This window comes from Cronobacter sp. JZ38 (assembly GCF_008932145.1).
GTDB classification, from domain to species: domain Bacteria; phylum Pseudomonadota; class Gammaproteobacteria; order Enterobacterales; family Enterobacteriaceae; genus Cronobacter; species Cronobacter muytjensii.
This window is the reverse complement of sequence record NZ_CP017663.1, coordinates 13,348-37,308: the sequence shown is the minus strand read 5'-3', so window position 1 is coordinate 37,308 and position 23,961 is coordinate 13,348. Positions and strand designations below refer to the sequence as shown.

Here is a 23,961-nt window from a genome sequence, read left to right as displayed (position 1 = left end):
ACGCGTCTGTCTGAGTTGTACATGTAGTTCCCGTAACGCTCATTAGTTACAACGTTCTCTCCCTTGGTCAGCCAATAGCAGTCAACTATCGCGATCCGAAAAGAGCGGGACGTTGTAACGTCAATAATGGGTATATGTTTGAATTTCATGCTCACTCAGCAAACAAGTTGTTTTCTTATGGGTCATAATGACAGAAAGAAAAAGGCGTCCAACTGGACGCCTTATGTTTGTTACGGCTTAAACTGTAGGAATGGTGGGGCGCTGTTGCCGCCTCCAGCGACATAAACCGGCGTCTTACCATCCCAGCGATTAATCGCCTCAAGTTGCAGCACTTCAGGATTGCTACGAAGAGCCTGGCCACGAAGGGTGATTGCATTGGCTTCTGCTTCAGCACGGATGCGATTAGATTCGGCTTCACCTCGCGCCAACTCGATAGCCTTTTGGGCTTCAGCTTTGGATTGAGCGACTTCGTTCTCTACCCGCGCTGCTTTTTGGTTGGCTTCGATCTTGGCGTTAATGGAGTCCTTAACCTGCTTTGGATAATCCAGGTCAGTCGTCCAGCTCAGCTTCACGATGTGAATGCCAATAGGCTCAAGGCCGGCGCGCAGATCCTTGGTCACTTCATCGAGCAGCTTGGTTTTTCCACCCGCCGCCAGCTGAGTAATATTCATGTCGGTGGAGTGCTTAATCAGTGCGTCTGAGATGTTCTGACGTAGATTGCTGGTGGTAATGTCATCAACGCCTTTGCGGTACGTTTGGAAGACTTTGGCCACCTTGTCAGGTTCTACAGCGTACTCGACGCCAACATGTGCGGAGATGGTCATGCTGTCCGACGTTTGGAAGACGAACGGGTCTTGATACGTGTGCAGCTGGTTGAACGTTGGGAACTTGTACAGCTCTTCGTTAATGGTCAGCCAGTAGCGGCCAACGCCAACAACCTGCTGCTGTACGCCCTTCTCAGTGCCATACAAATCGACTTTCACGCCCACGTAGCCCGCAGGGACGGTTTCGCGATCACACGCAGTAAGCGTGAATGCTGATGCTGCTAATAGCAGCGCGACAATTACCTTTTTCATTTCTTTTTGCGTTTCCATACATTTTTAGTGATGACCACCAGGGCGGCCGGGTAAGAGAGAGCGATTACAGCGGCCAAAACCATGGCGAAATCGTCACTCAATGAAAACAGTGCTGGCACAATGAATCGATACACCGCTAAGGCAGATGCAATCACTGCAATTGTGAATGTGTAGAACTTAATCATGTGTTTTTCCGATGTTTTATAGTGCCTAGATAAAATAGGTAGTTACCTACCTAATTGCAATCAAAAAAGAAGGGGTGCGTTAGCACCCCTCGATTAAATGGCTATTTGTTAGCCTTATTCAGCTTCGGCAGCTGCTTCCTTTTCTGCTTCTGCTTTTGCGCGTTTATCACTGTCGATCTTGGCCAGCGCGGCCACGATTTCCTCTAACGGCTTCTGGCGATACAGTTCAACGATCTGGGATTTTGTGTATTTCTTATCACCGATTTCAACGCGGCCGCTGGCGTTCTTAGGCAGCAAGCCATCTTCAAGCATGTGTTCCACCAGAGACTCAACGACATCGAGGCCGCGACCGGTGTCGTAGTAGAAGTTCCAGCTACATTTCTCAAACGGTGGCGCCACTTTGTTTTTAACGACTTCAGCACCAACGCATTGGCCGATCTTCTCTTTGCCGTCTTTCAGCTGGCTCGCACCCAGACGAATGCGCACAGAAGCGTAAAACTTCGGCGAGTCACCACCGGGTGAAGTTGTTGGGTCGCCAAACATCACGCCGAGTTTTGTGCGCACCTGGTTCAGCACGATCAACAGACAGTTATACTGGCGACACCATTGGGCAAGGGTAGGGAAGTTAGCAGAGGTCGCGCGTGCCAGAGCCGTGTTGTCGTTCATGTTCAGCTCATCTTTATCCTTCGCTGTACCCTCGGCCATCTTGGTGAACTTCTCTGCCTTAGAGCGAGGTACCATTGATGCCAGAGAGTCGGCGACAATGACGATCGGCGCATCGGCTGGAATCAGCTCGTTGCTACGGATTGTGTTCAGGAGAATGCCGATGTTCTCAACAGATTCTTCAAAGGTGTTTGGCTGTTTGTACACCCAATAGCCTTCATCTTCGTCGGCGTCTAAGCCCATGCCCACGGCCAGGCCAACATCAAAGCTGTTTTCGTGGTCAAAGAATGCTGCAACACCACCCATGCGCTGCGCCGCAATCATCGCCTTGGTTGCGAGGAACGTTTTGCCTGCAGATGGTGGACCGAAGATTTCAACGATACGGCCAGCTGGAAGACCACCGTCATATCGCCCGGAGATCGCGCGATTCAATGGGGGATAGCCCGTGTCCAGCCATTGCTCAACTTTCTGAATGCTGTCGTTTTTACCCAGCGCCTTATTTAGCGCCTGAGCGAGTTTAGATTTAGCCATGTGTTTTACCCTTTCTCTTTTATACGTTCTGCGGCTTTCGCCTCGTTCCACTCAATTGAGTCACAATTGAGGTTCTTTTTAACGCGTGACAGCATCTTGATGACCTGGTCAGACACTTGCCCCAACTCGCGTTTGGTAACGCTCATTCCGGCGCGCGCCAGAATTGTTGGCAGACAGGTCACTGCGCTTTCCCCATGAAGGAAAACGACCTCTTTAGCCAGCGCGGTGTAGGTTGATGGGTGTCCGGTGAACAATGAGCGGATCATGCGCAGTACCTTTCGAATGGCAGCTTGAACACGTCCATATCTTCAAGGAACGACCGGAAGTTAAGCTCCAGGCACATCTGCTCAAATGCTTTCTGGTCGCGCTCAGCTTTTACTGGCTCGATTACAGTCGGTGGAAATTGAGTTTTGATGAGGTTCATCAGTGACATGTTGCGCTTGAAGGCTTCGAGCATCCGGCAATTGGTTTTCTCGTTGAAAGCGTTCTTGGCCAGGTTGTTGAATGCTGTTTTATGGCGACCTTTTTCGATGACAATGCTGCCGTCCATAATGCCCCGCACCATCGTTACAACGCTGCCGTACTCCGCAATGATCTCCTTGGCGCCACCGTCACCAATTCCGCCTACAGCAGCAATATTGTCGGACTTGTCGCCCTGAAGTGCTTTGCCTTCGAGGAAGCCGCGGGGAGTTGCATAGCCAGTAAGCTCCGAAAACTGTTCGAAGTTGATTTGCTTATGCTGGGCATCGGCTCGCACGGTCACCCATGTAACCTTTTCGCTAACCAGCTGAAGCCAGTCCTGATCGCCAGTGAGCAGATAGATGTGCTCGACTGCAGGTGAATTAACTAACTTCTCAACGAACATGCCGGCCAGATCATCAGCCTCGCCATCTTTGGCCGTGAACTGGTTGACGCCCAGCACTTTCATCATGTTGACGATGTAGGGCTTCTGCTTCGAAAAGCCTTCCTTCATCTTCAGCATTTCTGGGTTGTCGTCCCGGTTGGCTTTGTACTCTGGGTAAAACGAACGACGGCGATCGCTGAAACCGTCCCAAAAGATAATTGGCCGCGCGCGGAGGATGGAAGCGTAACGACGAACGTTTTTGACGAAGCCGAAAATCGCCTGCACTTCCATTTCACCGTTGTGAAGTTTCTCTTTCTGCTGCTGGTGGTAGTAGCCGAGGCTGTTACCATCGACGAATAAGTAGTTCAAGGTATGCTCCTTCCAAAAAGTAAGGCGTCCGAAGACGCCTTCTTTCCGTCTATTCGACGATTACAGACCTTCCAGCTCAGCCAGAAGTGAATCCAGTGCCGGGTCTGCTGCTGCAGGTGCTTCTGCCGCTGGTGTTGCCGCCACTGGCTCAGCAACTTTTTCAGCTTCTGGCACGAACTCAGCTTCAACCGCACGAGCAACTTCTTCATCAACGATGGACGATGGCGCCGGGGCCTCTTCACGCGCAACAGCTGCTGCACCGTGAGTAGTTGCTGGGGCGTCGTCGTGGCCGGTGATGGAGCCGAAACCTGGCAGTGCTGCTGCTGAGGTGGTTGTTGATTTAACAGCGGCAATCGCAGAAGGTGCAGCGATTCCAATCTGACGGCTCATATGACGCGTGGTAGCCAGCAATTTGGTTTCGTCAGCCTGGTTTGCGAAAGCAATCAGGTCATGCTGCTTGTTCCAGAACTTGTCTTCGATGTTGCCTTTGAAGACTTTGCGCTTAGGAGAGACGCTGTATTTGGTGTCGCGACCAGAACCGGTACGGGTAATGCAGAACGCATAGCCTTCAGTTTTGCTCAGCGGGTTACCAATTTCATCGGAAAGGTCTTCGCCGATAACTTTCAGAATGTCATCGAACACGGTTGCTGGCAGTTCAATCAGCTGGGTTTCTTTCGCATCAGCGAAATCTTCACGAGCAGAGAGTACGCCGTTGACCAGATAGCGTGGAGTGGCGCGCATTGCCTGAATGCGGTCTTCCATTGCTTTGTTGCCTTTGTGACGAGCTTTGCCTTCCATCACCATTTCGCACAGCTGGCAAGCACGACCATGGGTGTGCTGATCACAAACGTAGGCGGTGGTTGCTTCTTTGCCTTCGTCATTCTGGTACTTAACGAAGTGCATACCCCACGTTTGATAGAAGACGCCGTCAGGATCGTCTTTGTTTGGGAACAGACGCAGGTAATTATCGCCATCCTTCAGGCGAGCCATATCGACGTTGTTACCACGCTTAGCTGCGATGTCGCCGCGAGCTTTGCTCAGAAGGTTCATTAATGCTGATGACATGTGTTTCTCCATTATTGTTTTTGGCCGAGGGTGCATTGCACTTTGGGCAGTCGTGACTCGCTAACGAGCAAGCGCATAATAGCTAGTTAGTTAGCTATAATCCAGATATAAAAAAAGGTGTCAGGAGGGGCAGTTAAAACGCTCGGCGCCCATGCGTTCGATTTCAATAATGGCGAGCTTAGATGCCTGCACGATCATGTCTTTTCGGTGGTTAAATGCTGCAACGGCATGTTTGTACATGTCAGCCAGGTAGCGAGCATCATCCAGCTTTTGCCGATGGGACAAGTAGCTGACGCTGGTCTTTACCTTGGCATCGAGGATTGACTCGTTGAACTTGATGCCGTTCATACTTAAATCCTTACGGTGGCTGTCATACAGCTTGGCTTCTACAGCATCGAGGCCGCGCTTTGCGTCAGCCACTTGTCTTTCAGCCTGCGCCAGCCTTGCGCCGTACTGCATGAGCAGCACCGGCTGTCGCTGCCAGACTGCCTCAAGGTCGTCGCGATTAAACTCAAGGTCGATGATGATTTGGTCAAGAATATTGTTCATATGTGTGATAGTCAGTTGGCTATTTTTAGTGAGTTTACCATCTGCGATGATTTGTTTCGCGTAAAAATAGTGCTTCACAAGGGCGAAAACCCTTCAAAGAGTTGCTAGCCAAACTAGGCACAAATGATAAAATGCCTTTTCTGTCATGAGCTATTCGGAAGAATCTAATGTCAAATGATACTAAAGATAATAAAGGCAAAAATGATACTGCTGATTTCATGCTATACGCAGGGATGGGTGGTTTGGATCTATCACCAACTATGGAATTGTTGAAGGTGGCAAATCAGCAGGCAAAGTCTTCTACCGGTAACCAGTCGGACAAGGAATCAGACAAGAAATGATGTCACCTGAGTTACTTCGAGAGTTTAAAAAAACCTTAGAAAAAGAATTGGATATTTGTGACCCTAATTGGTCTCCTACAGATACTCAACTTCAAATAATGTTTGACTATGTTCAATCCGTTCCTAGTGACACTCCGAAAAGGACTGTTTTTTTCAAGGTTCAAGAAATTTACGGTAAGAGCATTCGTATTTTCTTATTTAATGGTGCCGACATGTCAAACCTTTCGAACCTTCTTCTGATGGCGCGCAAATTGGCGCAAAAAAGTAAAGGTGAGAACAATGAAAAATGAATCTCCATGAGGTCATTGAGAATCAAAAGGGAAATATTCAACGCTTAAAGAGTGAATATGAATCAGTTCTGCGCTTATACATTAATAATGAAGTTGGTTTTAATGAGGTGCACCTGAAGGGCGTTGATTTCTTTGGGTGTTTAGAAGAGTGTAGTGCGAGCAATGACTCTGAGGAAGTTTTAAAAGATAGTGGCTGGAATCAGTGGTTGGCTGAAACATGCTTAGATGCCTTACCCCTTATTTTAGTCCATTATGAAACATATCGTGCCGATGCTCGCTCCCCTTCGATAGCTCCTAGCTCTAGAGCTTATGCTGGCATTCAACGGTTGGCAAAGCGTTTGGATCGAAAAGAAGCTAAAGCAGTTAGAGATAAGTTTAAAGCTGCTGGTTTGCCAACATACGGCTTTGATAATAAGGTCAGCATTAAGATGAAGAAAAATTTCGATAAATATCTTGGCTTCACTTTTGGTACTATATTTTTAGTAGTTATATTAGTTACTGCATTTGTCACGCCAAACCCAACCAGCTATCAGTATACTGTATTTAGAATCATATTGGCTCTTGCCGCTGGTGGCGTTGGAGCGGTGTTGCCAGGCGTACTTGAAGTCAAATTTAAAGGTTGGTTAAGGGCTTCTGGGGCGGTGGCTTTCTTTATAATAGTATATTTCAAAAGCCCTGCTATATTACAACTTAATCCGGTTGAGCCTCCTAAACCAACGATGAACTCAACTCAAGTTAAATAAAGAAAAGGGGCGTTAAACCCCTTCATTCTCATTGCTATGCTGCCTTACGTGTCATCCTCTCAGCTCTATGGCGGCGGTACTCACAAACGTCACCAAACTTTTCCGCCTCGGTGAACTCGTTGGCCACCTTTGTCACCAGGCTGTCGCGGTATGCCTTTAGCTCATCCAGCTTTTCCAGCGCCTTGCTCGAACTACTGATACCGTCAACGAATCGACGCATAAGAGGATCGTAAACGACGTTGAGCATTGCTTTAGCCGCCTTGCGAAGACGATTAGGGGCACGTTCGCCGTCGTATTTGGCGCTGGCCACGGCCAGCTCAAGTGTCATGGTGCGGTCGATAAATTCCCAGAAGTTAGAGCGGGTGATAGCTTCACGCGCTTTCTCGATCATTTCTGGTGATAATTCAGTGCTTAAATTCATGAGTTAACTGCCTCCGCAACGTCAGCAAGGATTAGCTCCAGCTTTTCGCCTTCTTCTGGGCGGAAGTGAAGAATGTTAGGGTTGAAGCCATAAAAGACCGTGACATCCAGCTCCGGCAGATACTCTTTGCGGCCAACAAGATCTGAGGGTTTCGACTTATTGTTAAACAGGCTGGTGGACTTGGTGCCGCACGTAAGAATGTACGTTGGTCGTACCAAAGCCACCTCTGCTTTGATGAACTCGTTAAACTGGCCTAACTCGTCTTTGGTGTAGTCCTTTTCTTTGTCCTTCACCTTCTTGCAAACGCCGGTAACGTACAAATCGCCCATCTTCAGATCGCCAGCAACCAGTAACTTCGCCTTGAAGTCGTCATAACCGTTCTCCATGAAGTAGCCGGTTTTGCCATCGTTACCGTTGGCGTTGTCGAGGATGATCATCAAGCGTGGTTTGATGCCGATGCTCGGACGGATAAGCTCATCACCCAGCCCCATTTCAGCGGCCATATTCGTCATCAGCACGTTTACTTCAGCCTGGCGTTTCGGGTTCATTTCAAACTGGCGTGTCGCTTTTACCGCATCGATCACCAGATTTCCCATCAGCTCCGCCTGGTCGCGGCGACGTTCTTCTGAGGTAGCAGGTACGCTGCCGGGGATGATGCTGGCAAATGCGCCGACACGATCGAGAGAGTCACGTACACGGCTGTTGCAGGCGCGCTTCTCAACCGCCTCTTCAAACTGCATGATGTCGGTAAAATGGCCACCCACCTTTGCCCGGGCGCGCATGATCGCCTGGCACCCATTCTCTGAGCATCCTTTGACAGCTGAGAAGGGTGCATACAGCACTTGCGTACCATCTTCCATCTGACGGATCTCAATGCGGTTGGTCGAGATGTTTACATCTGGTGGCAAGATGCGAATACCAAAGCTCAGCGCGTCTTTGACCAGCCCCTGATGCTTGTCATCACCCAAAATAGTTAGCGCTGCTGCGAAGAATTGGGCAGGGTAGTGCGTTTTCATGAACATCGACTGATAGCTAATCAGCGAGTAAGCCACTGAGTGAGATTTGTTGAACTGGTACGCCCCGTTTTTCTCAAACGCTTCCCAGATCTCTTTTGCTTTGCTGTCGCTTAGTCCGGGCTTCGTGGAAATCGTCTCTAAAACTTTCATTGGTGCCTCTTAATCACAATCCATGTATTAATTTTCGCAGCTCAGATAAGGCATCCAAGCTGCGTTAAACGGTTAGATGCCCAGAACGTCGGCGCCATCGTGCATTGCTTCTTCGATGGTTCGCAGCTTGCCATCGGCACATTTGAAGTGCTCCGCGCGGTGGAACTGGCGAGTGGTTCCGTCTTCCAGCTTCACCTCTATCCAGCCAGCTTGGGCTTGCTCGATAAATTGGTTACCGACCTTCTTCATCTTCTCCATGTCTTTTTTACCGATCGCTTTACGGACGCCATCAGCTTCCGCGAGCGTGAAGCCGGCCAGCAGCTGCGTGGCCTTCATGGTTTGTTCCTGATAGAGAATTACCCCATTGGTCTCAGAGGTAAGCTCATCGAGCACCTGGTGAATGGAATCAGCCTCTTTGAAGCCTTTGGCCACCGAAACGTAGCTGTCCAACATTCCAGATTCGATCGGGCCAGGTCGGAATAATGCTGTCGTGGCGACAACTGTTTCAAAGCTCATCGGATCAATGCCGCCGCCAAGATCCTTTAGCAGCTTACGCATCGAACCTGATTCAAGCTGGAACACGCCCTGGGTGTGGCCACCGGCGAAGCCATCAAGAACCTTTTTGTCAGTTAGTGGAATTGCATCGAGATCAATCACGCTGCCCGTGGCTTCTTTCACGTATTGCTGCGCATAAGCCAGCAGATCGAGCGTAGCGAGGCCGAGCACGTCCAACTTAATCAATCCCATGGATTCGCAGTAACGCTTGTCAAAAGCGATTACACGCGCATCCCCGCGTCGCTCGACCGGTGTGCGCTCTGTCAGTTTCACACCGGCTACGATCATGCCAGCTGCGTGACGGCCGAATCCGCGCATGAGACTTTGCAGTTTGGTGGCCGCGTTAAAAGCGTCCGGGTATTTGGCTGCGTATTTATCCAGGCTGGAAAGCTCTTCGCGCATCTCTTCGAGTGACAGTGAATCGTCATCGACAAAGCGCAGGTCTTTCGATACCGCCATATCAGCTGAATCCACGCCAAAGATACGTGCCGTGTCGCGCAGTGCTGAAGCTGCACCGAGGTATGTGAAGTTGGGAATGCCAGCGACGTAATCCTCCCCGTAACGCTTAACCAGGTACTCAATGACCTCGTGGCGACGTGCCTGGCTAAAGTCCAGATCAGCATCGGGCAAGTCGAGACGTTCAGGGTTAATGAAACGTTCGAACAGCAATCCATGGCGAATAGGGTCTACGTTTGTGATCCCCACGCACCAGGCGACAAGAGAGCCAGCGGATGAACCGCGGCCAGGCCCAACAGGAATGCCGGCGCCGCGAGCGTAATTCATCAGGTCGTGAACCATGAGGAAGTAGCCGCAGAAGCCAAGGCGGGTTAAAACATCAAGTTCGTACTTCAGGCGCTCAACATAATCACGGTGCATTGTGGCTGGTGGTGCATAGCCGAACTCTTTGGTGCTAAGACGCTTCCTTAGCCCCTCTACAGCGAGTTTACGCAATGTGGCTGGCTCATCATCTGCCATGGTTGGTAAAGCGGGTTCCAGCGGGTGCCAGCGCCATGTACACGCATCAATGATCGCGTCCTGAGTTGTTGAGACCATTGCTGGCGTGACGTTGACACCCATCCGCACCGCAAACTCCTTCAATAGCTGGAGTAAGTGGCGGCGATCATTAACGCCATTGTCACGTTGATACGGGATTCGCATACGGTGCAGCTGGTCGATTTTGATGTTGTTCAGCACCATATGCGCGATGTCTTTGATGTCAGCGTCAGTGGGAGCCTCGTAGTAAGCAGGGTAGAACGCCACTGGCTCGATCTTAAGAGCACTGGCCACCTTGAGCGCTTTGCTATTCAGCTGGTCATAGAGTGGGGTAGCAATCGGATAAACGGCGCAGTAAAAGTTCTCACGGCCGCCAGCGTGAACCAGCTGGGCGATAATCTTCGCGAAGTCCGGGCGCTGGAATACGCTTCCCATGTCCGAGGTCAGCAGGATGATGTTGCCTTTGGCGAACGTAGCCAGCAGCTGCGCCAGCTCAAGACGGGGAACGTGATAAAACTGCTCGCGTGTGTTTGCCAGCGTCATCAGTTCGCAGAGATCGACATAGCCTTGCTCGTTCTTGATTAGCGCCGTGAAGCTGTAATTACGCGCGCGCGTTAATGATTCCATACATCCTTTAGACTCCTTCGAGAGTCGAGCGCGGTGCTCGTATGTAGGATCGTCAACCAGGTTCAGCTTCACACCACAAATGACCGCAATATCGTCACCAGCAGCCATCTGCAAGGGGATTACGGATGCCAGATTCATGCTGTCAGCGGAGATCACCGACGAGTAACCCATTTCGCGGGCTTTCTCTACGGCGCGCTCTGCCTTCAAAGACGACTCACCCAGGGAGAAGTCAGTTCGTACCATTAATGCTTTCATGTGCTTTTGCCTTACTTGTCTTTTTTATTTTGTCGTTTGGGAAGCCAGCGAACTTCCCGTAAATCTTGATAGCGGTCTCTTGTGCCTTAACGAAGCAATCCCGCTTGCTGGAACATGCCATGCAAACGGGATTAGTTTCAGAGGCTGCTATCAGTGAACCAAAGCAGCCTTTGCTCATACGAAAATGCGATCCGCAATCTCGCGCGCTGCCTGGGCAGACGCTGAAGGGAGTTTGTTGATGAATGCGCGTTGCAGGCCAGCTGGAATGTCACCGCGGCGAATACCAACCTGAAGAGACAGCAGCAGCTCGCGCGGCCCAATTGGTTGTGAGATGACGCTGGTTTCGTAGCCTTCACGAATAAGAATTGCGAAGCGCACCAGCTTCTGAGCGAAATCATCTGTAGCGCCTGCTTTGACCAGCATGTTGGTTTCGGCGCGCTGGCTCATGTAATGAACTTTCGAGACAATTCCAAAGCGAGAGAAGTTGGCGGCGTTCTGCAGGTTTGTACCCTGATACAGTCCTGTTTCGTCTCCAGATCCGTTTGTGTTGCCGGTGGCGATGAAAGCAAAACGTTTGTGCGGCGCAACGCGGCGCCACTCTGGGGTAGCTTCTTTGATGACAAGACCTTCACCCTCCAGCACTGGCTGGTAGATGCCCAAAATTTGAGGGAATGCAAAGTCGTATTCATCTGCCAGATACACCCAGCCGTGACGCATTGCCAGTGCCAACAAGCCAGGCTCGAAATAAGTTGAACCGTCTCGTGCCAGAATCTGCCCGGAGATATGCGCTTCTTCCGTCGAAGCGGTGTGCTGAGAGCGGATGACCGGTCGATTCATCAGGGCGCAAAGCTGAGTTGGGAGTGAGGTTTTGCCAGTGCCAGCATGACCCCACAGATAGCCTGGAATGCCCAGCTCCATCATCATCAGAACATCTTTGATAAGCTCAAAGTCACCGTATACGTAGTTGTCTTTGGCCACCGGTACAAACTCTGGGAATGGCGTGTTTACGTTCACTGATACCTTGAGGGGCTGGTTTAGCGCGGTGGATAGGTTTTTCAGATCTACGCCAAGCAGCTCGTGTGCGGCCACCATCTCCACCTTGTATTCCTCGGTGCCGATGTAGCCAACCTTAACGGTCTGTGCTTTGCACTCAGCAGCTTGAATTTCCTGCTTACGAGCCTGAATTGTCTTAATGGCCAAAGGTGAAATCGTTGGCGCATCGGGGAACTGAGTGGTGTATGCCGCGATGATGTCTTCAACGGTACTGCTCTTATGCTCATCAGGAATGCCGGTGCATTTGCCCTGCAGATGCGATTTAAGGTGGTGGAACTCGCAAGAACACCAATGGCAGGTGATGGTTTCCTTCGCTGGGGTGTCTTGGACTTGAACGGCGCTCATGTGCTTTTCCTTTCTCGTTTTTGTTTATCTGGTGCTTATAGTAATAATTTTGAGATAAAAAGATAAGTAGTTGCCTACTTATCTTTATCGGCATGACTTAGCCAAGTATCAATTGAGACAATTTCCTCACGACAGTGGCACCCAGGTCTTCCACTTTTTTAACCTCAACGTTGTTCTTGTAGAACCGGCTGGGAGCATCCGTAAGAATGCCGATACCCATTAGTTCGATAAGACCACTGCCTTCAATTGACTCCGCCACAGCTTTCAGATGGTCGCTGAAGTCATGGCCGATCCCAGCTGGTGCACCGTCACTCATGACAAGCATGATTTTCTTATCCTCAGTGCGGCCAGCAAAGTGCTGAGCCAAAGCCATAATTGATTCACCATCAATGTTGTCCTCAAGAGGGAATCTGTCTGACAAACAGCCTAAGCGTTTGCGCGTGGTGGGCGTGTTTGCTCGTTCGTGCCAGCCCTTGATAGTAGGGAGCATCAAGGATTCATAGCGGTTGTATTCTCGGCCCATCTTCCTTGCCGCATCGATGTCACAGCCTGCAGTTGTAAACCCGGTAATGATGTTCGGAACATTGATGCGATCAAGTGCGTCAGAAATTGTGTAGGCGCAGGCCAGAGCGAGACAAATTTTCGAATTCTGCATCGATCCAGACAAGTCGATAACCTGCTGCACACAAGCGTTTACTGCCTTATGGTCTTCCTTGCGACGGAATACGCGGTCATCGTTCATAGACAGTCGGTACAAATTGGCGCTATGCACTTTTCCACGACGTTGACCAGGTACGAACTGGACTTTGTTACGGCTCGCAATGGCACGTTCAAGGTCTTTGGCCAGTGTTGAGGCCGACCCATCAGCGAGACGACGCTCGACATTCGAGGCAAATAAACTGGTGCCTTCGTCGTCGATACGCCAGTTCTTCAAACCACGGTTTAGATGGATGCGGCCAAAAGCTTTATGAGTTTTGCGGAGATGGTTCTCGACATCATCGATCGGGCCAATAAAGTCGTAGGAGCGTTGATATGGGCGATATGAGCCTTTTGGCACACCTTTCAGCTCGTTGGCCATTACCTCGTTGAGCGCTTCCTCCATGCCCTGCTCTGGAGCCACCTCAGTGCCTTCCAGCGCCTTAAACGCTGCGTCCAATGGAATGTCACCAGTACCGCCATCTTCTTCGTTTAGATCGCCCTGGGTGGCTTCCTGACGACCATCACTATCTAGATCACTTGGTGTGCTTTGTTGGTCATCTGAGTTGGCCGCTGAATCAGTATCGTCCGAGCCGCCCTCGAAACCACCAAACCCATCAGACTGCTCAGATTCTTCTTCACCTTCTGGTTTGTCATTACCACCACCGGCTTTAGTTGGTATGTCATCGTTGTGAGCGTCACCATCTTCAGGCTGGGAGTCATTAGCTTTGCTGGAGTCAGAATCTGATTCAGAGCCTTCTTCCTTATCTTTTTTATTATCTTCATTACTATTATTTACAGGAGCAGGCTCTTCCTCTTCCTGCGTTTCTTCGTCACTCCCAGGCTTATAACTAACAGATTCATCATTTGATTTAATAGGTTGTTCACTACCTACATCATCAGGCGAATCTTTTTCCTTATCGTTTTCTTCTGAATCACCATGGCCAGATTTACCTTCCGGTTTTTCCGTTTCTTCCTTTAAAGCCAGTGAAATACGGCCTGCCAGCTTGATGCAATCCTCGGTGCTCATCAACATTGGCACAGCAGCCGGCACACCAGCTTTAGTTAGTTTTGATACAGGATCTCGAACATAAGCCCAATACGGCTCCATGAACTCAACAAATGGCGTTTGCCCTGCCCACGCACGTAAAGCTGGCATTAATAGGAACTTGAGGAAGAGATCACGCGGATTTCGTGATAAAGCCTTAAGTGCATCATCCACTTTCGGCACGAAAAGTTTATCAATTACATGACGTTGCGTGTTGACAAGATTGCGCTTAGACCCAGAAAAAACTTCCCCCATGCGTCGTTCAATGAAGGTGTCTTCAACAGCATTCCAGAGATGAAAGGCTGGGCTGTCTTTCTTTTCTAGCAGCTTAAATGCCAGCTTCGAGTCGGTGAAAAGGAGGTGAGCGACTTCATGGTCAAGAAAGCCACGGATCGCGTTCATGAGGCCATCAGTGGCATCATCTGGCAGAGAAGGCAGGTTCACCATGCAAGGCGCCCCATCTTTGTTGTATTCGACGTATGCGCGACTGCCACGTTCTGCCACAGGAATGTCTTTGCCGGAAAGCATAACAACAACCTTGCGAACACTTTCGCGAAACGTCTGTACCTCTTTTCTAATTTTTTGTTTGTTTTTCATGTGCTTTTCCATTTCTTGTTTGTGAAAACAATTTGTTTTCCGAGTGTAGATAATAGCATTGCGCGCAATGAATGAGACCATTAACGCGCGGGCTAGTAACAAGGTTTGGATTTTAAGAAAGGCTAAGGAGAATTAAAGAAAACGTGTGACCAGATTGGTTTCGCCAGTGCAGACAAGGGTGAACTTCATTTGTGCAATGCTGATGTGAAAACATGCAACTGCGCCATCTCCGCAGTCAATGTCAATACCGTTGCAGCGAAGGATAATGTCCGAAACTGAATGGTAAGGAACGGCGATAATCATACCTACGCCCAGTGCCTTCAAGGAGGCGATTAGATCATCCATAAACAACCTTTGAGACAGTTCTTATTTATTGAGGAGGCATCTTATATCTTATGTAACAAAAATCAAAGGTTTTATATCAAAAATAATTATCATTACGCCTTGATCCGTGGGCATAATCTGAATAGTTAGTGACTTACTTATCTTTATGCAGGGATAACCCTTTACTTACTTTCTAGCCGGTAATACACTCAGGGCAATGGTGCAAATGACACCTCGCTATTGATAATTATTTCGCATAAGTAAGCAGGATAAAAACTGATATGGTCGCTAAAAAAGGTAACCGCATTTCGGCGTTTATTGAGGGGCTAATTTTGACCTCCCCAAAGTCCCAGACACAGATCGCATCTGAGATCGGCTACGAAAACGCAAACAACCTTTCCAATATCAAAACCGGCCGACTGCCGATGCCATTGGAAAAAGTATCCCCTCTTGCTGAAGCTCTTGGCACAGATGAGACCCGCTTCATGATGCTGGTGTTGGAAGAACGATACCCGATCATCCACCAATTCATAAAGAATAATCTCCCTGGCCTGAGTGACGAAGAGCGCCAAATAATCAATGCTTTAAGAGAAAAAACAAAATCATCCGGCACTATATCAAATGAAAAGCTCAAGGATATACTTGCCGCGATCCAAAGTTAAGGATTCCAAGCCCAAGGCGACTGTTTGAGAGATCCAGACGGTCGCCTTTGTATTTGTGGCTTAAATCCTCCACCCCTTCGCTTTCGATTATATTAAACAGAAATACTGAGTATTTGTACAGTGCTTCTTGCATCTGGTCTAAATAGTCATGTCTGTCGTACACACGGTCTATACCTTCAAGGCTTTGATTTAAAACCTTTCTTGATACATCACTCGGTACATCCAAACTTGCCAGACAGCTCCTTGCAGTCCTACGAAGATCACGCGGGGTGAAGGGTTCAAGAGCCTGCATTTCTGGTGTTTCGAGGATTCGGCGCAGAGATTGGCTGATAGCCACCTTTGACATCGGTCGCCCAGCTTTCTTATTAGAAGGGCATAGCCATTCGCTACCTTCACCCGCAGCAAGCAACCGCTCAATACAGAGTTTCATAATCGGGCTGATGGGCAACCGGTGGTCTCGATTCGACTTGTTGCGGCGCCCCTGGTTCCATATGTTATTGGTAAGGTCAAACTCAGCGGTTTTAGCACGTAGGATCTCATCAGGACGTCGAGCAGCAGCAAGCGTCAATCTGGCTGCCCAGCGCGTCACCTCGCAAACTTCGAAGTAATCCCAAACATGCCAGAACACCCAGATTTCAGCGTCTGTTAGAGTGCGCTCTCTGGGCTTAGGGTTTGAGCCACCAACTTTGTTTAGTGGAATGTCGCCAACTGGCGAGTTCTCAAGATAACCCTGGAACACACACCAAGCGAGGAACTGCTTCATTATGGAAAAGACACGTTTTCCCTGAACAATTTTACCTTCGACGATCAGCGGGTTTGTCAGCCGGTTAATGACAACCTTGGTAATTTTTGACAGAGGGAGATCGCCAATTTTAGGCAGAACGTGTATCAAAATGCAGTGGACGCCAAGCTCAGGACGGCGGCGAGTCACCAGCAAAGATAGCCGAGTGAAAAGCATGAATGCTTTTCTGAAAGTCGGGTCGGAATCACTGAAATCTTCCAGCTGATCAAGCGGCGAGTCGATAACGGTCTGCAGAAACGCAATCGTCTCTGCGGAACAGTTTTCTGCTGCCTTATCCAAATCAAATCCACTACGCATATGCGAAACCTCTTTTTTAAGGTCAGCATAACTCTGTTTTTGTAATGATTCCATACTTACATAGTATGGAATCATAGAGGTGCTTCCTCTTTCATTCTGGGTTTCTTTTGCTGTGACAGGTGTTAAACTTTTTGTCTATAGAAGCATGGGGCATTGTGACGTCTTGACCATTGGCCGTAAGGAGCTTATGTGGGTACCGAAATCTCTTTAACCATCAAGGAAGCCACTTTAGACTGGAGCAAGAATTCGCTCGGATATGATCACGGCAAACTTTTCCAGCCATCTGATAAGTATGTCAGGCCACCCACTTTACAAGAACTTGAATACCACGGGGATGACGAAGACTATCTACATAGTGATGATGGAATATTGTACCGTTCTAGCTTTAGACGCAAATTAAAAGATGTGATTTCTCGTCTCGACTTGCTTGGATTTACTTTAGAAAATGCTGAAACTGAATATAACTTTTTATCAAATAAAATACATGAGGAGAGTGAGTTCCGATCTGAGAAATTAAAAGAATTATATGGCGAAATGCCAACCTCAATGAATTTCTCTGAATTCGTTAATTTTGTAAAGTCTTACAACTTATGTGATTTGGAACACGAATACGATCTAGAAGAAAGTAGAGAGGAAAGGAAAGAAAAATTAGAGAAAATATTTGATGAGTGCGTTATTCATCGTATACCTCGTTATGGGATTGGCTTTCCTGACTCATACACAGTTAGAACCTGTTTTATTGATTTAATAAACAATTTCCATCCATATACGACTTTAAGGATTTTAGCCGAAAACCCTGTAAATCTTAATGAGTACGTCGAGTGGGATTATGGGCCTTTAGTTAGTAACGGGTGGGCGAACATTCAAGATGTGAAGGCTGGTGCGGACAGACTAGAAAAATATTTAGTTGCGACGGAAGGCAGCTCAGATGCACATGTATTAGAAAGAGCTTTTTCTCTTTTGAAGCCGGACGTTAAGGATTTTTTTAAATTCATAGATATGAAGACAGGGCACCCATTTCCCGGCACTGGGAATCTTTTAAAATTCGCTGATGGTCTTGTTAAAATCGATGTGCAAAATTTAATAATTTTTTTGTTAGACAATGATTGTGAGGGGATTGAAGCTTACAATAAGATAAGAAAACTTTCCCTTCCAAGTAATATGGCGTGTATGCACTTGCCAGACCATGAAGACTTTAACTCATTCCTTGCCTTTGGCCCTCATGGCTTGACCAGAGAGAACATAAATGGTCGCGCAGTAGCAATCGAATGCTTTCTGGATTTAAATTATTCAGAATATGATGAAGCTACTATAAGATGGACTAACTACAAAAAGGAAGCCGATGCTTATCAAGGCTCGCTTGAAAATAAGGATTATTACACTCGCAAATTTATGGATTTAAAAGAAGATAGCTCTAACTTCGATAAATATAACTTCTCAAAGATGATTAGGGTACTTGAAGCTGTTATTGAAAATTGCTCTGCTATTTCATCTGCCATAAGGCTAAGGCAGCTTGAGGAGCTATACCCAGATTTAAACGATTAGAGATTTCTGGTTATTACCTACCATTTTTCGAATCCATAATCATCTTGTTCTTTATAGAGAGGTTGGTCATAGGGGTATCGATGGCCTTTTAATGACGCCTTCCTCACCGGTACTTCATAATACTCAGCCGCGGTTTCAAGGTGATAGATAGCTTCATCTTGATCAGCAAAGCACCAACGATAGCGAAATGCTGTATGGGGAGAAACCCCCATACATGCTGACTATGTGAAAGCGAGCTTGAATAAGCCGCATCACATCCCGTCAGGGAGCTTGCGGATATGAGTAAATTTATTCTCGACCATAGAGGCTATTGCTTGCTCGTCGTCCATTCGTCGAAGCTGTCTCTATGGTGCATCACTGATACTCTTATCTGCTTATGTTGCGTTTATTATGAAGAACCAAAAGAGGCTTACAAATTTATATCGAAGGCTTCACAGCCTAGACTTAACAGCAAATCCTGCAGCAAGCAGTAGCGCTCCTATTCCTACACCATACATAACTTTCTTGATCCCGGAATTGGCTGCCATCGTTACCTTTAGGCTGGCAATGGTTTCTGCATTCTGCTTTTTCGCTTCTAGCATGTTTATTAATGCATGATTGACAGATTTAAACTCCGCTTCAAATTTAGCAATATCTCGGTCTGAACACTCAAAATGCTCATAGTGGACTGCACGATTACGTAGCTCACTCATATTGCCGATATTTCTACGCGTCGCATGATCCAAATTATTATAAAGCGACTTTACTAGGTTACTTAAACCTTTGCCTGTACCACCATTCGCTCTGAGAAGCTCTTCAATTCGCACGGAGTATAGAGTAATCATGTTCCGTTTTTTTTCTAAGTCATTATCTGGTTTTATCATATGGAACCTAACGAGTATCTACGTTAAGGCTCCATTGGAGCCTTAACTTAAAATTTCATTGCTGAGAACTCAGTGTATCCGCCCACTGGCCGGCCATCAACGAAGATCTGCGGGATAGTACGTACTGGCGCACCAACCATCTCGCTTAGCTTTGCGGCATCGATGCCAGCATCAACGATGTCAATGTATTCGTAAGAAGCCTTCCCCTGGGACTGCAGCTGCTCGGCCAACTCTTTGGCACGCTTGCAGAAGGTACACATGTCTTTCCCATAAATTTTAATTTCAGCCATTTTCTTCGCTCAATTTTTGTTGCAGGAGGTAGCCTTCAAGCGGCCATATCTTTGCTATCGCATTCCGTCGAGCCAGCTTTCTGCCTAGTTCCGGGTCATAGTTCTCTTTGCTCACACACGCATTTTCACCCGTGACAGTGTAACCATTGGTCAGTAGCAGATAGCAAAACGTATGGCGGTCGGCAGCCGTATTAGCCCACCAAGCTGCATCGACGCCCTGGTTAGCTGATCGAATGCCCTCGTAAGCTGAGAAATAATGCTCTTCAGCAATCAGGCTCTCGATGTGTTCCAGCGTAACGCGCGGTGCGGTTAGTCCTTTGTCGAGCAGCTGCTGTTCCAATTCTGCGTCTGTCATTTCACGATCACCCAATCTTCACTGAGCATATCGGTTTGGCTGGCCAGCCACGGTACGTTCTGCCCGTCTGCAGTACGCATATAGATGTATGGGAGCGTCATGTCACTGTCAGCGTCCGGGCGTTGCAGCTCAAGCCACATCCCTTTGCCGTTCCAGCCCTTGCGAGCCACACGTTCACCCTCTTTAAGCAGCTCGATGGCGATACCAAATGAGACGCCAAATGAAGCGGCTAAACCTGCGTCTGCGAGCGCCAGATAACCTTTCTCAAATGCTTCTGCCGGTGAAAATGATTCGTAGCCGTCTTCATAACGAACAAAGTAGCCACCGACTTCTGGCTGATGGCGAGCTACCCAGGCTCGGCCAACTTCAATCTCAACGATGCTTTTGTGGAGACTCAGGCCGATTGCGGTGCCGGTGATTGAAGCGATTTTTGCGGCGCCAACCACCTTGACGCTCTGGTACTCTGGCAGTTTAACTTCTGACATTTTTAATTCCCTTCGTGAGTGTGTAGGCGTCCATTGCCTAATAAATTCGTGACAAGGATAGCCAATAATGTTTGGTAGGTCACTACCTATTATTCTTAGCTGGTAAATCGAACCAGAAACTCGTTTCTGCCTGTGCGACGAGGCCAGGTTAAATATTCTTCAGCCGGTGCGTTGTCCGGCACTCGTGCGCCGTTAGACTCAAAGAATATCGGGCTGAAGCTAACAGCTCCGTCTATAAATTTGTCTGCAAAGTAGAGCGTGAAGTGACGGCTTCTGCTATCCAGCGTTGATATTGAAATGGTAACGAAAGAAGAGAGCGCAACGGTTTCAAACGCTCTGCTTACGAGAGGGTCTGATGGCTCTTCTTCAAAAGAGGAAGGCATCATTGGCATTTGAGCAACGTTATAGCACTCGCGGCTGCTGAGAAAGTTTGTGCGTAGCTGCATACAGCTCAGTGGCCGAATTTCTCTGCCATTCCCGATCACCTGAATAAACCGGCCAGGCATGGTGTTCTTGTATTGGATACGCTGGTAAGTGAAAGAGGTATCACTGTTCATCATCGACCTTTCAAATGCCTCCGTTAAGCTGGCCGGCATCCTTGTGCTGAAGCGATTATTGGCGTGATCTTCATAGCCCCGTAATTGTGCTTTGTACCTTTCAAAAGCATCCCAATCGTTCATTCTTGCCATATTTGCCTCAACAAAAAAGGGGCCGAAGCCCCTTTGGTATTTGCGCTATAAGTAAGGTTTGGAGTTCGACGATGTCAGCTACCGATTGCAGACATAATCTGCTGCGTACACAGCGTAGAGCGGGCTGAGGGACTGTTAGCGGAGTCTTTAAGTGAATAAATAAACCCAACCCGCTCTACGATGTGCTGTTCCCCCGGAGGGGAACAGACACGCAACTTAGTTCTTACCGGTGTTTACGGTAACGCCCTGGCGGTTAGATTCCGCTTTAGCGATTTCCAGACGAGTGTCACGTTCAGCTTTCACTTCGCCCTGCAGCTGAGTCACCTGCGCTTCGAGGAACTCGATGCGGTTGTCTTTCGCTTTGCTGTTTGCGTTCAGCTCAGCCATTTCAACACGGTGATCGCCCTGCAGCTGAGCAATCTGAGCTTTGGCAGCAGAGTCAGCCTGACGGAATGCAGAGGTACGCGCTTCTTCAACTGCCTGCTCATTGCCTGCTTCAGCGTTCACTGCACGAGTGTTCAGCTGGTTAAGATCAGCAACGGAGATGGTCGCCAGGCCACGAGCTTTCATCAGGTCAGCCAGTACGCGGTCTTCGTTTTCGATAACACGCAGTCGCAGCTGGGCAGCACCTTCACGCTCTTTGGTGTTGATCTGGTTATCCAGGTCGGCCAGCTGGGACTGCTTGAACTCAATTTCTTCAGCCAGGTTGACGTTAGACTGCGCCAGAGCTGTCAGCTCGACTGCAACCTTACTCAGATCGGCAACAGCTTTAACAACGCCTTTGGCTGAACGGTCGGACGCGGTGATAACCTTTTTGACTTCTGACATGTGTTTTTCCTTTGTATTTTATATGTAGCCCTTTGAGGGTCATTGATACTGCAAAGCTAAAAAATCTTGTCACGAGCACCAAGGTCAGGTGCGTGGTGTGGATCTAAACTCTGAGATGTATGGAATCATTACGAAGCACCAGCAAGGCTACCCATTCGCACTCTAAGCACACCATCTTTGTAGGCCGATATAGTTCCGTCGTGGCTAATTGTCACCGTCGAACCCCTTTGCTTTACCGGCTCTACAGTGGTCGTGGAGCCGTAATCACCACGATTCTGCTGAATAGCTTTGACAAAGAGTGTTGCGGCCGCTCGCTTAAGCTCATCAACGTCTTGCATATCGATCCCTGAATTTGTGCTGGCTAACCATGCCAGCCGGGCTACGTCTACGATTATTCAACCCAAGAATAAATGACATAAGTAATATGGAATGACGTAACGAGATGGGCGGAAGTGCCTTTAAAACCCGGGTGTTCATGTCGGAATTACCCCCGCCCATCTCGTTACCCCATCGGTCAGGTGGCCGTGGCCACCATCCCTGCGTTCCGTAATCAGACTCGCTCAGTCTGCTCCATTTCGATAACAGGGCTGGAGAGTGACCCTGCTGGTGTATGGCCTGTTAGGCTACTGCCAGGTACTGAGTGTCGTTTGCATTTAATTTAAGAGTAAAAACAATCGCACATCGCCGAAAACGAGAGCGACTATAATTGATATAAGTAGGTAGGTAAATACCTATCTTATAAAAAATGATGTTTTGGGTACTGTTTGCCCGAACAGTGATCACTGAAAGATCACTATCCGAGCAATGAACAGATGATGAGATTAGTTGTAGGAGCTACGATAGATTTGCACCATTACGGTGTCAGGGGTAGAAACCTTGCTAACGGTGACTATATCTTTGGTAAACCCCGCCTTCCAACACTCAGCCTCTACATCACACTTTTCTTGAGGTCTGTAGCCGGCAGATGAAAGATAATCACGAACCTTGCTGGTGTCTTTAGCACCTTCAAATGTAATGCCGTAAACGAACGCTTGAGGGCCACTTATGTTCATGTATTGAAAAGTGTACTTTTCAGATATGCGAGGCATTTCCTTAAGCAGATCTGGCGTGTAATAGTCGTATTCTCGCTTATCATCCTGCGTATAGTAGGCGCTGCTGGCAAACTCCATTTTTACATATGGCCAAGCGTAAGCGACAGCTGCGCAGGCAATTACTGCGACGGATATAAGAACTTTAAGGCTCTTTTTCATAGTCCCATCCTGCCATTGCTGGAGCCAAACACAATGAAAGTTTTGTTGTGCTGCGGCAGAATCACGTTTCCTGATAAGAAATCGTTATAGGGAACAATGGTTCGCATGAAAGGAGGTAGAATGCCCTTACGTGGCTTTGCGTTGGGAAACTTTTCCGGGTCAGGAAAAAGCAAAGGCTTGAATTCAGTGACTTTGAAAGAGCCGATTTCGCCATAATAATCCCACCGTTTCAATGCTTCTTCCTTGCTCACGGGGCGCAACATTGGAAACGGGTTCGGAGTCGAGACAACGCGGTAGAAACCAAGCAAATCAGAAACCAAATCTTCGCCGCTAAAGCCGCTATCAGTGACAAAATTATTAGGGAATGCCCCCTGGAAAGCTTCGAATCGTCTTGCTGCCGTCATCATCATTGCCAACGCAATGCTCTTTTGTTCCCAGAATGGGCGCCCGCGACGGATTCGCCAAGTGATGAACTTACCTGAACGCACTACACCCCCAGGGGTAGTCATACCTTGGGAATAAGTTACATCGTAATATTCTTCCCCTGAAGACTCCCCTTTACGCATCTTTTCGAGTATATCTGTGATGTCTTTGCCGCGCGCGTGCCCTAGGTCCACCCAGCCGAGAACTTCGGTATAAACTAACCCACCGTTTGAGACAGCGGCAAATTTACCATCAATTATATCCACTCTTTTGCTCATCCCTAACCTCCATCCTTAAAGCCAGTTGTTTATCAAATTTTATCATGGTGCTTATAAACTTAAATAACGTTTATACGACGATCTTGGTTACGACCGCTTCAAGTTCTTCGATACTTAGTGCGCCAGTCATCAGCCCAATGCGCATAGGAACATTCATTCGCCCCTTAGCAAACAAATAGCCCATTGCCCCAGCGCAATGCTTTTCTTTTCCTGATGGGTGGTAAACGCCCTCACCGTCGTGATAACCACCAGTGGGATGCGTTGTCTTGTGACACTGGAACGGGGTCATGTCGTCGTCCAGCAAATTCTGTTTGATTTCCGCAAGGCGCTCTTCCCCGATCTCAATGCCATTCTCCTTCAGGAACGGACAGTTTGCGCAGGGCTTCTTGATAGACAGAAAGCGTTTAAAATCCATTGTGGTTACTCTTTGGTGGGCATTGCAGAAATGATAAAGCGCC

Annotated in this window: 26 protein-coding genes and 1 pseudogene; 5 read left to right on the top strand and 22 right to left on the bottom strand. The window is 48.3% G+C overall.

Annotated features, from left to right (window positions below; all coding sequences use genetic code 11):
- Positions 1 to 230 precede the first annotated feature (230 nt).
- The 7 genes from BJP61_RS20525 to BJP61_RS20495 form a co-directional block, all read right to left on the bottom strand.
- Complete coding sequence (locus BJP61_RS20525) at positions 231 to 1,076, bottom strand: SPFH domain-containing protein (RefSeq protein WP_171999587.1); 846 nt, start codon at positions 1,074 to 1,076, stop codon at positions 231 to 233.
- Entirely contained in the window at positions 1,073 to 1,261 is a 189-nt protein-coding gene (locus tag BJP61_RS20520) for a hypothetical protein (RefSeq protein WP_171999455.1), read from the bottom strand. The genes BJP61_RS20525 and BJP61_RS20520 overlap by 4 nt, the downstream gene beginning before the upstream one ends.
- 114 nt (positions 1,262 to 1,375) lie before the next feature.
- Positions 1,376 to 2,455, bottom strand: a complete 1,080-nt coding sequence (locus BJP61_RS20515; RefSeq protein WP_171999453.1) for a hypothetical protein — start codon at positions 2,453 to 2,455, stop codon at positions 1,376 to 1,378.
- 5 nt (positions 2,456 to 2,460) lie between these two features.
- The gene (locus BJP61_RS20510) at positions 2,461 to 2,721 is read right to left on the bottom strand and encodes a hypothetical protein (RefSeq protein ID WP_171999451.1); all 261 of its coding nucleotides are present in this window, start codon (positions 2,719 to 2,721) and stop codon (positions 2,461 to 2,463) included.
- Positions 2,718 to 3,668 (bottom strand): 5'-3' exonuclease H3TH domain-containing protein, encoded by a 951-nt coding sequence (locus BJP61_RS20505; RefSeq protein ID WP_171999448.1) that lies wholly within the window; start codon positions 3,666 to 3,668, stop codon positions 2,718 to 2,720. Before BJP61_RS20505 ends, BJP61_RS20510 begins: the two co-directional genes overlap by 4 nt.
- 60 nt (positions 3,669 to 3,728) lie before the next feature.
- Positions 3,729 to 4,733 carry a regulator gene (locus BJP61_RS20500; protein WP_171999446.1) on the bottom strand — a complete coding sequence of 335 codons (1,005 nt, stop codon included), beginning with the start codon at positions 4,731 to 4,733 and terminating at the stop codon, positions 3,729 to 3,731.
- Between the two features lie 120 nt (positions 4,734 to 4,853).
- Positions 4,854 to 5,282 (bottom strand): hypothetical protein, encoded by a 429-nt coding sequence (locus BJP61_RS20495; protein WP_171999585.1) that lies wholly within the window; start codon positions 5,280 to 5,282, stop codon positions 4,854 to 4,856.
- 167 nt (positions 5,283 to 5,449) lie between these two features.
- On the opposite strand from BJP61_RS20495, the gene BJP61_RS20490 reads away from it, so the two are divergent.
- From BJP61_RS20490 to BJP61_RS20480, 3 genes are read left to right on the top strand one after another with little or no spacing between them, the layout of a single operon-like run.
- Positions 5,450 to 5,623, top strand: coding sequence for a hypothetical protein (locus tag BJP61_RS20490; RefSeq protein WP_171999444.1), 174 nt, complete (start codon positions 5,450 to 5,452; stop codon positions 5,621 to 5,623).
- Positions 5,620 to 5,913 carry a hypothetical protein gene (locus BJP61_RS20485; protein ID WP_171999441.1) on the top strand — a complete coding sequence of 98 codons (294 nt, stop codon included), beginning with the start codon at positions 5,620 to 5,622 and terminating at the stop codon, positions 5,911 to 5,913. The genes BJP61_RS20490 and BJP61_RS20485 overlap by 4 nt, the downstream gene beginning before the upstream one ends.
- The gene (locus tag BJP61_RS20480; protein WP_171999438.1) at positions 5,910 to 6,656 is read left to right on the top strand and encodes a hypothetical protein; all 747 of its coding nucleotides are present in this window, start codon (positions 5,910 to 5,912) and stop codon (positions 6,654 to 6,656) included. Before BJP61_RS20485 ends, BJP61_RS20480 begins: the two co-directional genes overlap by 4 nt.
- A 34-nt stretch (positions 6,657 to 6,690) precedes the next feature.
- On the opposite strand, the gene BJP61_RS20475 is transcribed toward BJP61_RS20480, so the two are convergent.
- The 5 genes and pseudogenes from BJP61_RS20475 to BJP61_RS20455 form a co-directional block, all read right to left on the bottom strand.
- Entirely contained in the window at positions 6,691 to 7,077 is a 387-nt protein-coding gene (locus tag BJP61_RS20475; RefSeq protein WP_234007942.1) for a hypothetical protein, read from the bottom strand.
- Positions 7,074 to 10,673, bottom strand: a pseudogene (dnaE, locus tag BJP61_RS20470) (DNA polymerase III subunit alpha). Before dnaE ends, BJP61_RS20475 begins: the two are co-directional and overlap by 4 nt.
- A 174-nt stretch (positions 10,674 to 10,847) precedes the next feature.
- On the bottom strand, positions 10,848 to 12,071 hold the full coding sequence (locus tag BJP61_RS20465; RefSeq protein ID WP_171999436.1) for an AAA family ATPase: 1,224 nt from the start codon (positions 12,069 to 12,071) through the stop codon (positions 10,848 to 10,850).
- 97 nt (positions 12,072 to 12,168) lie between these two features.
- Entirely contained in the window at positions 12,169 to 14,412 is a 2,244-nt protein-coding gene (locus tag BJP61_RS20460) for a porphyrin biosynthesis protein (protein ID WP_171999434.1), read from the bottom strand.
- A 132-nt stretch (positions 14,413 to 14,544) separates the two neighbouring features.
- Positions 14,545 to 14,757, bottom strand: coding sequence for a hypothetical protein (locus BJP61_RS20455; RefSeq protein WP_171999431.1), 213 nt, complete (start codon positions 14,755 to 14,757; stop codon positions 14,545 to 14,547).
- 260 nt (positions 14,758 to 15,017) lie between these two features.
- Between BJP61_RS20455 and BJP61_RS20450 the strand changes: the two genes are divergently transcribed.
- The gene (locus BJP61_RS20450) at positions 15,018 to 15,398 is read left to right on the top strand and encodes an XRE family transcriptional regulator (protein WP_181954717.1); all 381 of its coding nucleotides are present in this window, start codon (positions 15,018 to 15,020) and stop codon (positions 15,396 to 15,398) included.
- On the opposite strand, the gene BJP61_RS20445 is transcribed toward BJP61_RS20450, so the two are convergent.
- Positions 15,367 to 16,497, bottom strand: a complete 1,131-nt coding sequence (locus BJP61_RS20445; protein ID WP_171999583.1) for a site-specific integrase — start codon at positions 16,495 to 16,497, stop codon at positions 15,367 to 15,369. The two genes, BJP61_RS20450 and BJP61_RS20445, sit on opposite strands and share 32 nt — an antisense overlap.
- A gap of 189 nt (positions 16,498 to 16,686) precedes the next feature.
- Here BJP61_RS20445 and BJP61_RS20440 point away from each other — a divergent pair, with 189 nt between their 5' ends.
- Positions 16,687 to 18,042: a HEPN/Toprim-associated domain-containing protein gene (locus BJP61_RS20440; RefSeq protein ID WP_105621055.1), complete on the top strand. Its 1,356-nt coding sequence runs from the start codon at positions 16,687 to 16,689 to the stop codon at positions 18,040 to 18,042.
- A gap of 431 nt (positions 18,043 to 18,473) precedes the next feature.
- Here the strand turns inward: BJP61_RS20440 and BJP61_RS20435 are convergent, their stop codons facing one another.
- The 9 genes from BJP61_RS20435 to BJP61_RS20395 all read right to left on the bottom strand — a co-directional run bounded on the left by BJP61_RS20435 (position 18,474) and on the right by BJP61_RS20395 (position 23,918).
- Positions 18,474 to 18,905, bottom strand: a complete 432-nt coding sequence (locus tag BJP61_RS20435; protein ID WP_171999427.1) for a hypothetical protein — start codon at positions 18,903 to 18,905, stop codon at positions 18,474 to 18,476.
- Between the two features lie 47 nt (positions 18,906 to 18,952).
- Positions 18,953 to 19,195 (bottom strand): GrxA family glutaredoxin, encoded by a 243-nt coding sequence (locus tag BJP61_RS20430; RefSeq protein ID WP_105621053.1) that lies wholly within the window; start codon positions 19,193 to 19,195, stop codon positions 18,953 to 18,955.
- Positions 19,188 to 19,550, bottom strand: a complete 363-nt coding sequence (locus tag BJP61_RS20425) for a Gp49 family protein (RefSeq protein WP_105621052.1) — start codon at positions 19,548 to 19,550, stop codon at positions 19,188 to 19,190. Before BJP61_RS20425 ends, BJP61_RS20430 begins: the two co-directional genes overlap by 8 nt.
- Positions 19,547 to 20,035 (bottom strand): DUF2829 domain-containing protein, encoded by a 489-nt coding sequence (locus BJP61_RS20420; RefSeq protein WP_171999425.1) that lies wholly within the window; start codon positions 20,033 to 20,035, stop codon positions 19,547 to 19,549. The genes BJP61_RS20425 and BJP61_RS20420 overlap by 4 nt, the downstream gene beginning before the upstream one ends.
- Positions 20,036 to 20,130: 95 nt before the next feature.
- Positions 20,131 to 20,724, bottom strand: coding sequence for a hypothetical protein (locus BJP61_RS20415; protein ID WP_171999423.1), 594 nt, complete (start codon positions 20,722 to 20,724; stop codon positions 20,131 to 20,133).
- A gap of 216 nt (positions 20,725 to 20,940) precedes the next feature.
- Positions 20,941 to 21,552 carry a hypothetical protein gene (locus tag BJP61_RS20410; RefSeq protein ID WP_105621049.1) on the bottom strand — a complete coding sequence of 204 codons (612 nt, stop codon included), beginning with the start codon at positions 21,550 to 21,552 and terminating at the stop codon, positions 20,941 to 20,943.
- A gap of 821 nt (positions 21,553 to 22,373) precedes the next feature.
- A complete protein-coding gene (locus BJP61_RS20405; protein WP_171999421.1) occupies positions 22,374 to 22,802 on the bottom strand; it encodes a hypothetical protein in 429 nt (142 codons plus the stop codon).
- Positions 22,799 to 23,503 (bottom strand): hypothetical protein, encoded by a 705-nt coding sequence (locus tag BJP61_RS20400; protein ID WP_171999419.1) that lies wholly within the window; start codon positions 23,501 to 23,503, stop codon positions 22,799 to 22,801. Before BJP61_RS20400 ends, BJP61_RS20405 begins: the two co-directional genes overlap by 4 nt.
- Before the next feature lie 70 nt (positions 23,504 to 23,573).
- The gene (locus tag BJP61_RS20395) at positions 23,574 to 23,918 is read right to left on the bottom strand and encodes a hypothetical protein (RefSeq protein ID WP_105621127.1); all 345 of its coding nucleotides are present in this window, start codon (positions 23,916 to 23,918) and stop codon (positions 23,574 to 23,576) included.
- Positions 23,919 to 23,961 lie beyond the last annotated feature (43 nt).

Bases quoted from the DNA above. Each gene is read 5' to 3' on its own strand.
- BJP61_RS20425 (WP_105621052.1), bottom strand. From the start codon at position 19,550: ATGACAGACGCAGAATTGGAACAGCAGCTGCTCGACAAAGGACTAACC.
- BJP61_RS20420 (WP_171999425.1), bottom strand. From the start codon at position 20,035: ATGTCAGAAGTTAAACTGCCAGAGTACCAGAGCGTCAAGGTGGTTGGC.
- BJP61_RS20415 (WP_171999423.1), bottom strand. From the start codon at position 20,724: ATGGCAAGAATGAACGATTGGGATGCTTTTGAAAGGTACAAAGCACAA.
- BJP61_RS20490 (WP_171999444.1), top strand. From the start codon at position 5,450: ATGTCAAATGATACTAAAGATAATAAAGGCAAAAATGATACTGCTGAT.
- BJP61_RS20500 (WP_171999446.1), bottom strand. From the start codon at position 4,733: ATGTCATCAGCATTAATGAACCTTCTGAGCAAAGCTCGCGGCGACATC.
- BJP61_RS20495 (WP_171999585.1), bottom strand. From the start codon at position 5,282: ATGAACAATATTCTTGACCAAATCATCATCGACCTTGAGTTTAATCGC.
- BJP61_RS20430 (WP_105621053.1), bottom strand. From the start codon at position 19,195: ATGGCTGAAATTAAAATTTATGGGAAAGACATGTGTACCTTCTGCAAG.
- BJP61_RS20480 (WP_171999438.1), top strand. From the start codon at position 5,910: ATGAATCTCCATGAGGTCATTGAGAATCAAAAGGGAAATATTCAACGC.
- BJP61_RS20460 (WP_171999434.1), bottom strand. From the start codon at position 14,412: ATGAAAAACAAACAAAAAATTAGAAAAGAGGTACAGACGTTTCGCGAA.
- BJP61_RS20465 (WP_171999436.1), bottom strand. From the start codon at position 12,071: ATGAGCGCCGTTCAAGTCCAAGACACCCCAGCGAAGGAAACCATCACC.
- BJP61_RS20435 (WP_171999427.1), bottom strand. From the start codon at position 18,905: ATGATAAAACCAGATAATGACTTAGAAAAAAAACGGAACATGATTACT.
- BJP61_RS20445 (WP_171999583.1), bottom strand. From the start codon at position 16,497: ATGCGTAGTGGATTTGATTTGGATAAGGCAGCAGAAAACTGTTCCGCA.
- BJP61_RS20515 (WP_171999453.1), bottom strand. From the start codon at position 2,455: ATGGCTAAATCTAAACTCGCTCAGGCGCTAAATAAGGCGCTGGGTAAA.
- BJP61_RS20525 (WP_171999587.1), bottom strand. From the start codon at position 1,076: ATGAAAAAGGTAATTGTCGCGCTGCTATTAGCAGCATCAGCATTCACG.
- BJP61_RS20395 (WP_105621127.1), bottom strand. From the start codon at position 23,918: ATGGATTTTAAACGCTTTCTGTCTATCAAGAAGCCCTGCGCAAACTGT.
- BJP61_RS20510 (WP_171999451.1), bottom strand. From the start codon at position 2,721: ATGATCCGCTCATTGTTCACCGGACACCCATCAACCTACACCGCGCTG.
- BJP61_RS20400 (WP_171999419.1), bottom strand. From the start codon at position 23,503: ATGAGCAAAAGAGTGGATATAATTGATGGTAAATTTGCCGCTGTCTCA.
- BJP61_RS20485 (WP_171999441.1), top strand. From the start codon at position 5,620: ATGATGTCACCTGAGTTACTTCGAGAGTTTAAAAAAACCTTAGAAAAA.
- BJP61_RS20455 (WP_171999431.1), bottom strand. From the start codon at position 14,757: ATGGATGATCTAATCGCCTCCTTGAAGGCACTGGGCGTAGGTATGATT.
- BJP61_RS20450 (WP_181954717.1), top strand. From the start codon at position 15,018: ATGGTCGCTAAAAAAGGTAACCGCATTTCGGCGTTTATTGAGGGGCTA.
- BJP61_RS20410 (WP_105621049.1), bottom strand. From the start codon at position 21,552: ATGTCAGAAGTCAAAAAGGTTATCACCGCGTCCGACCGTTCAGCCAAA.
- BJP61_RS20475 (WP_234007942.1), bottom strand. From the start codon at position 7,077: ATGAATTTAAGCACTGAATTATCACCAGAAATGATCGAGAAAGCGCGT.
- BJP61_RS20520 (WP_171999455.1), bottom strand. From the start codon at position 1,261: ATGATTAAGTTCTACACATTCACAATTGCAGTGATTGCATCTGCCTTA.
- BJP61_RS20405 (WP_171999421.1), bottom strand. From the start codon at position 22,802: ATGAAAAAGAGCCTTAAAGTTCTTATATCCGTCGCAGTAATTGCCTGC.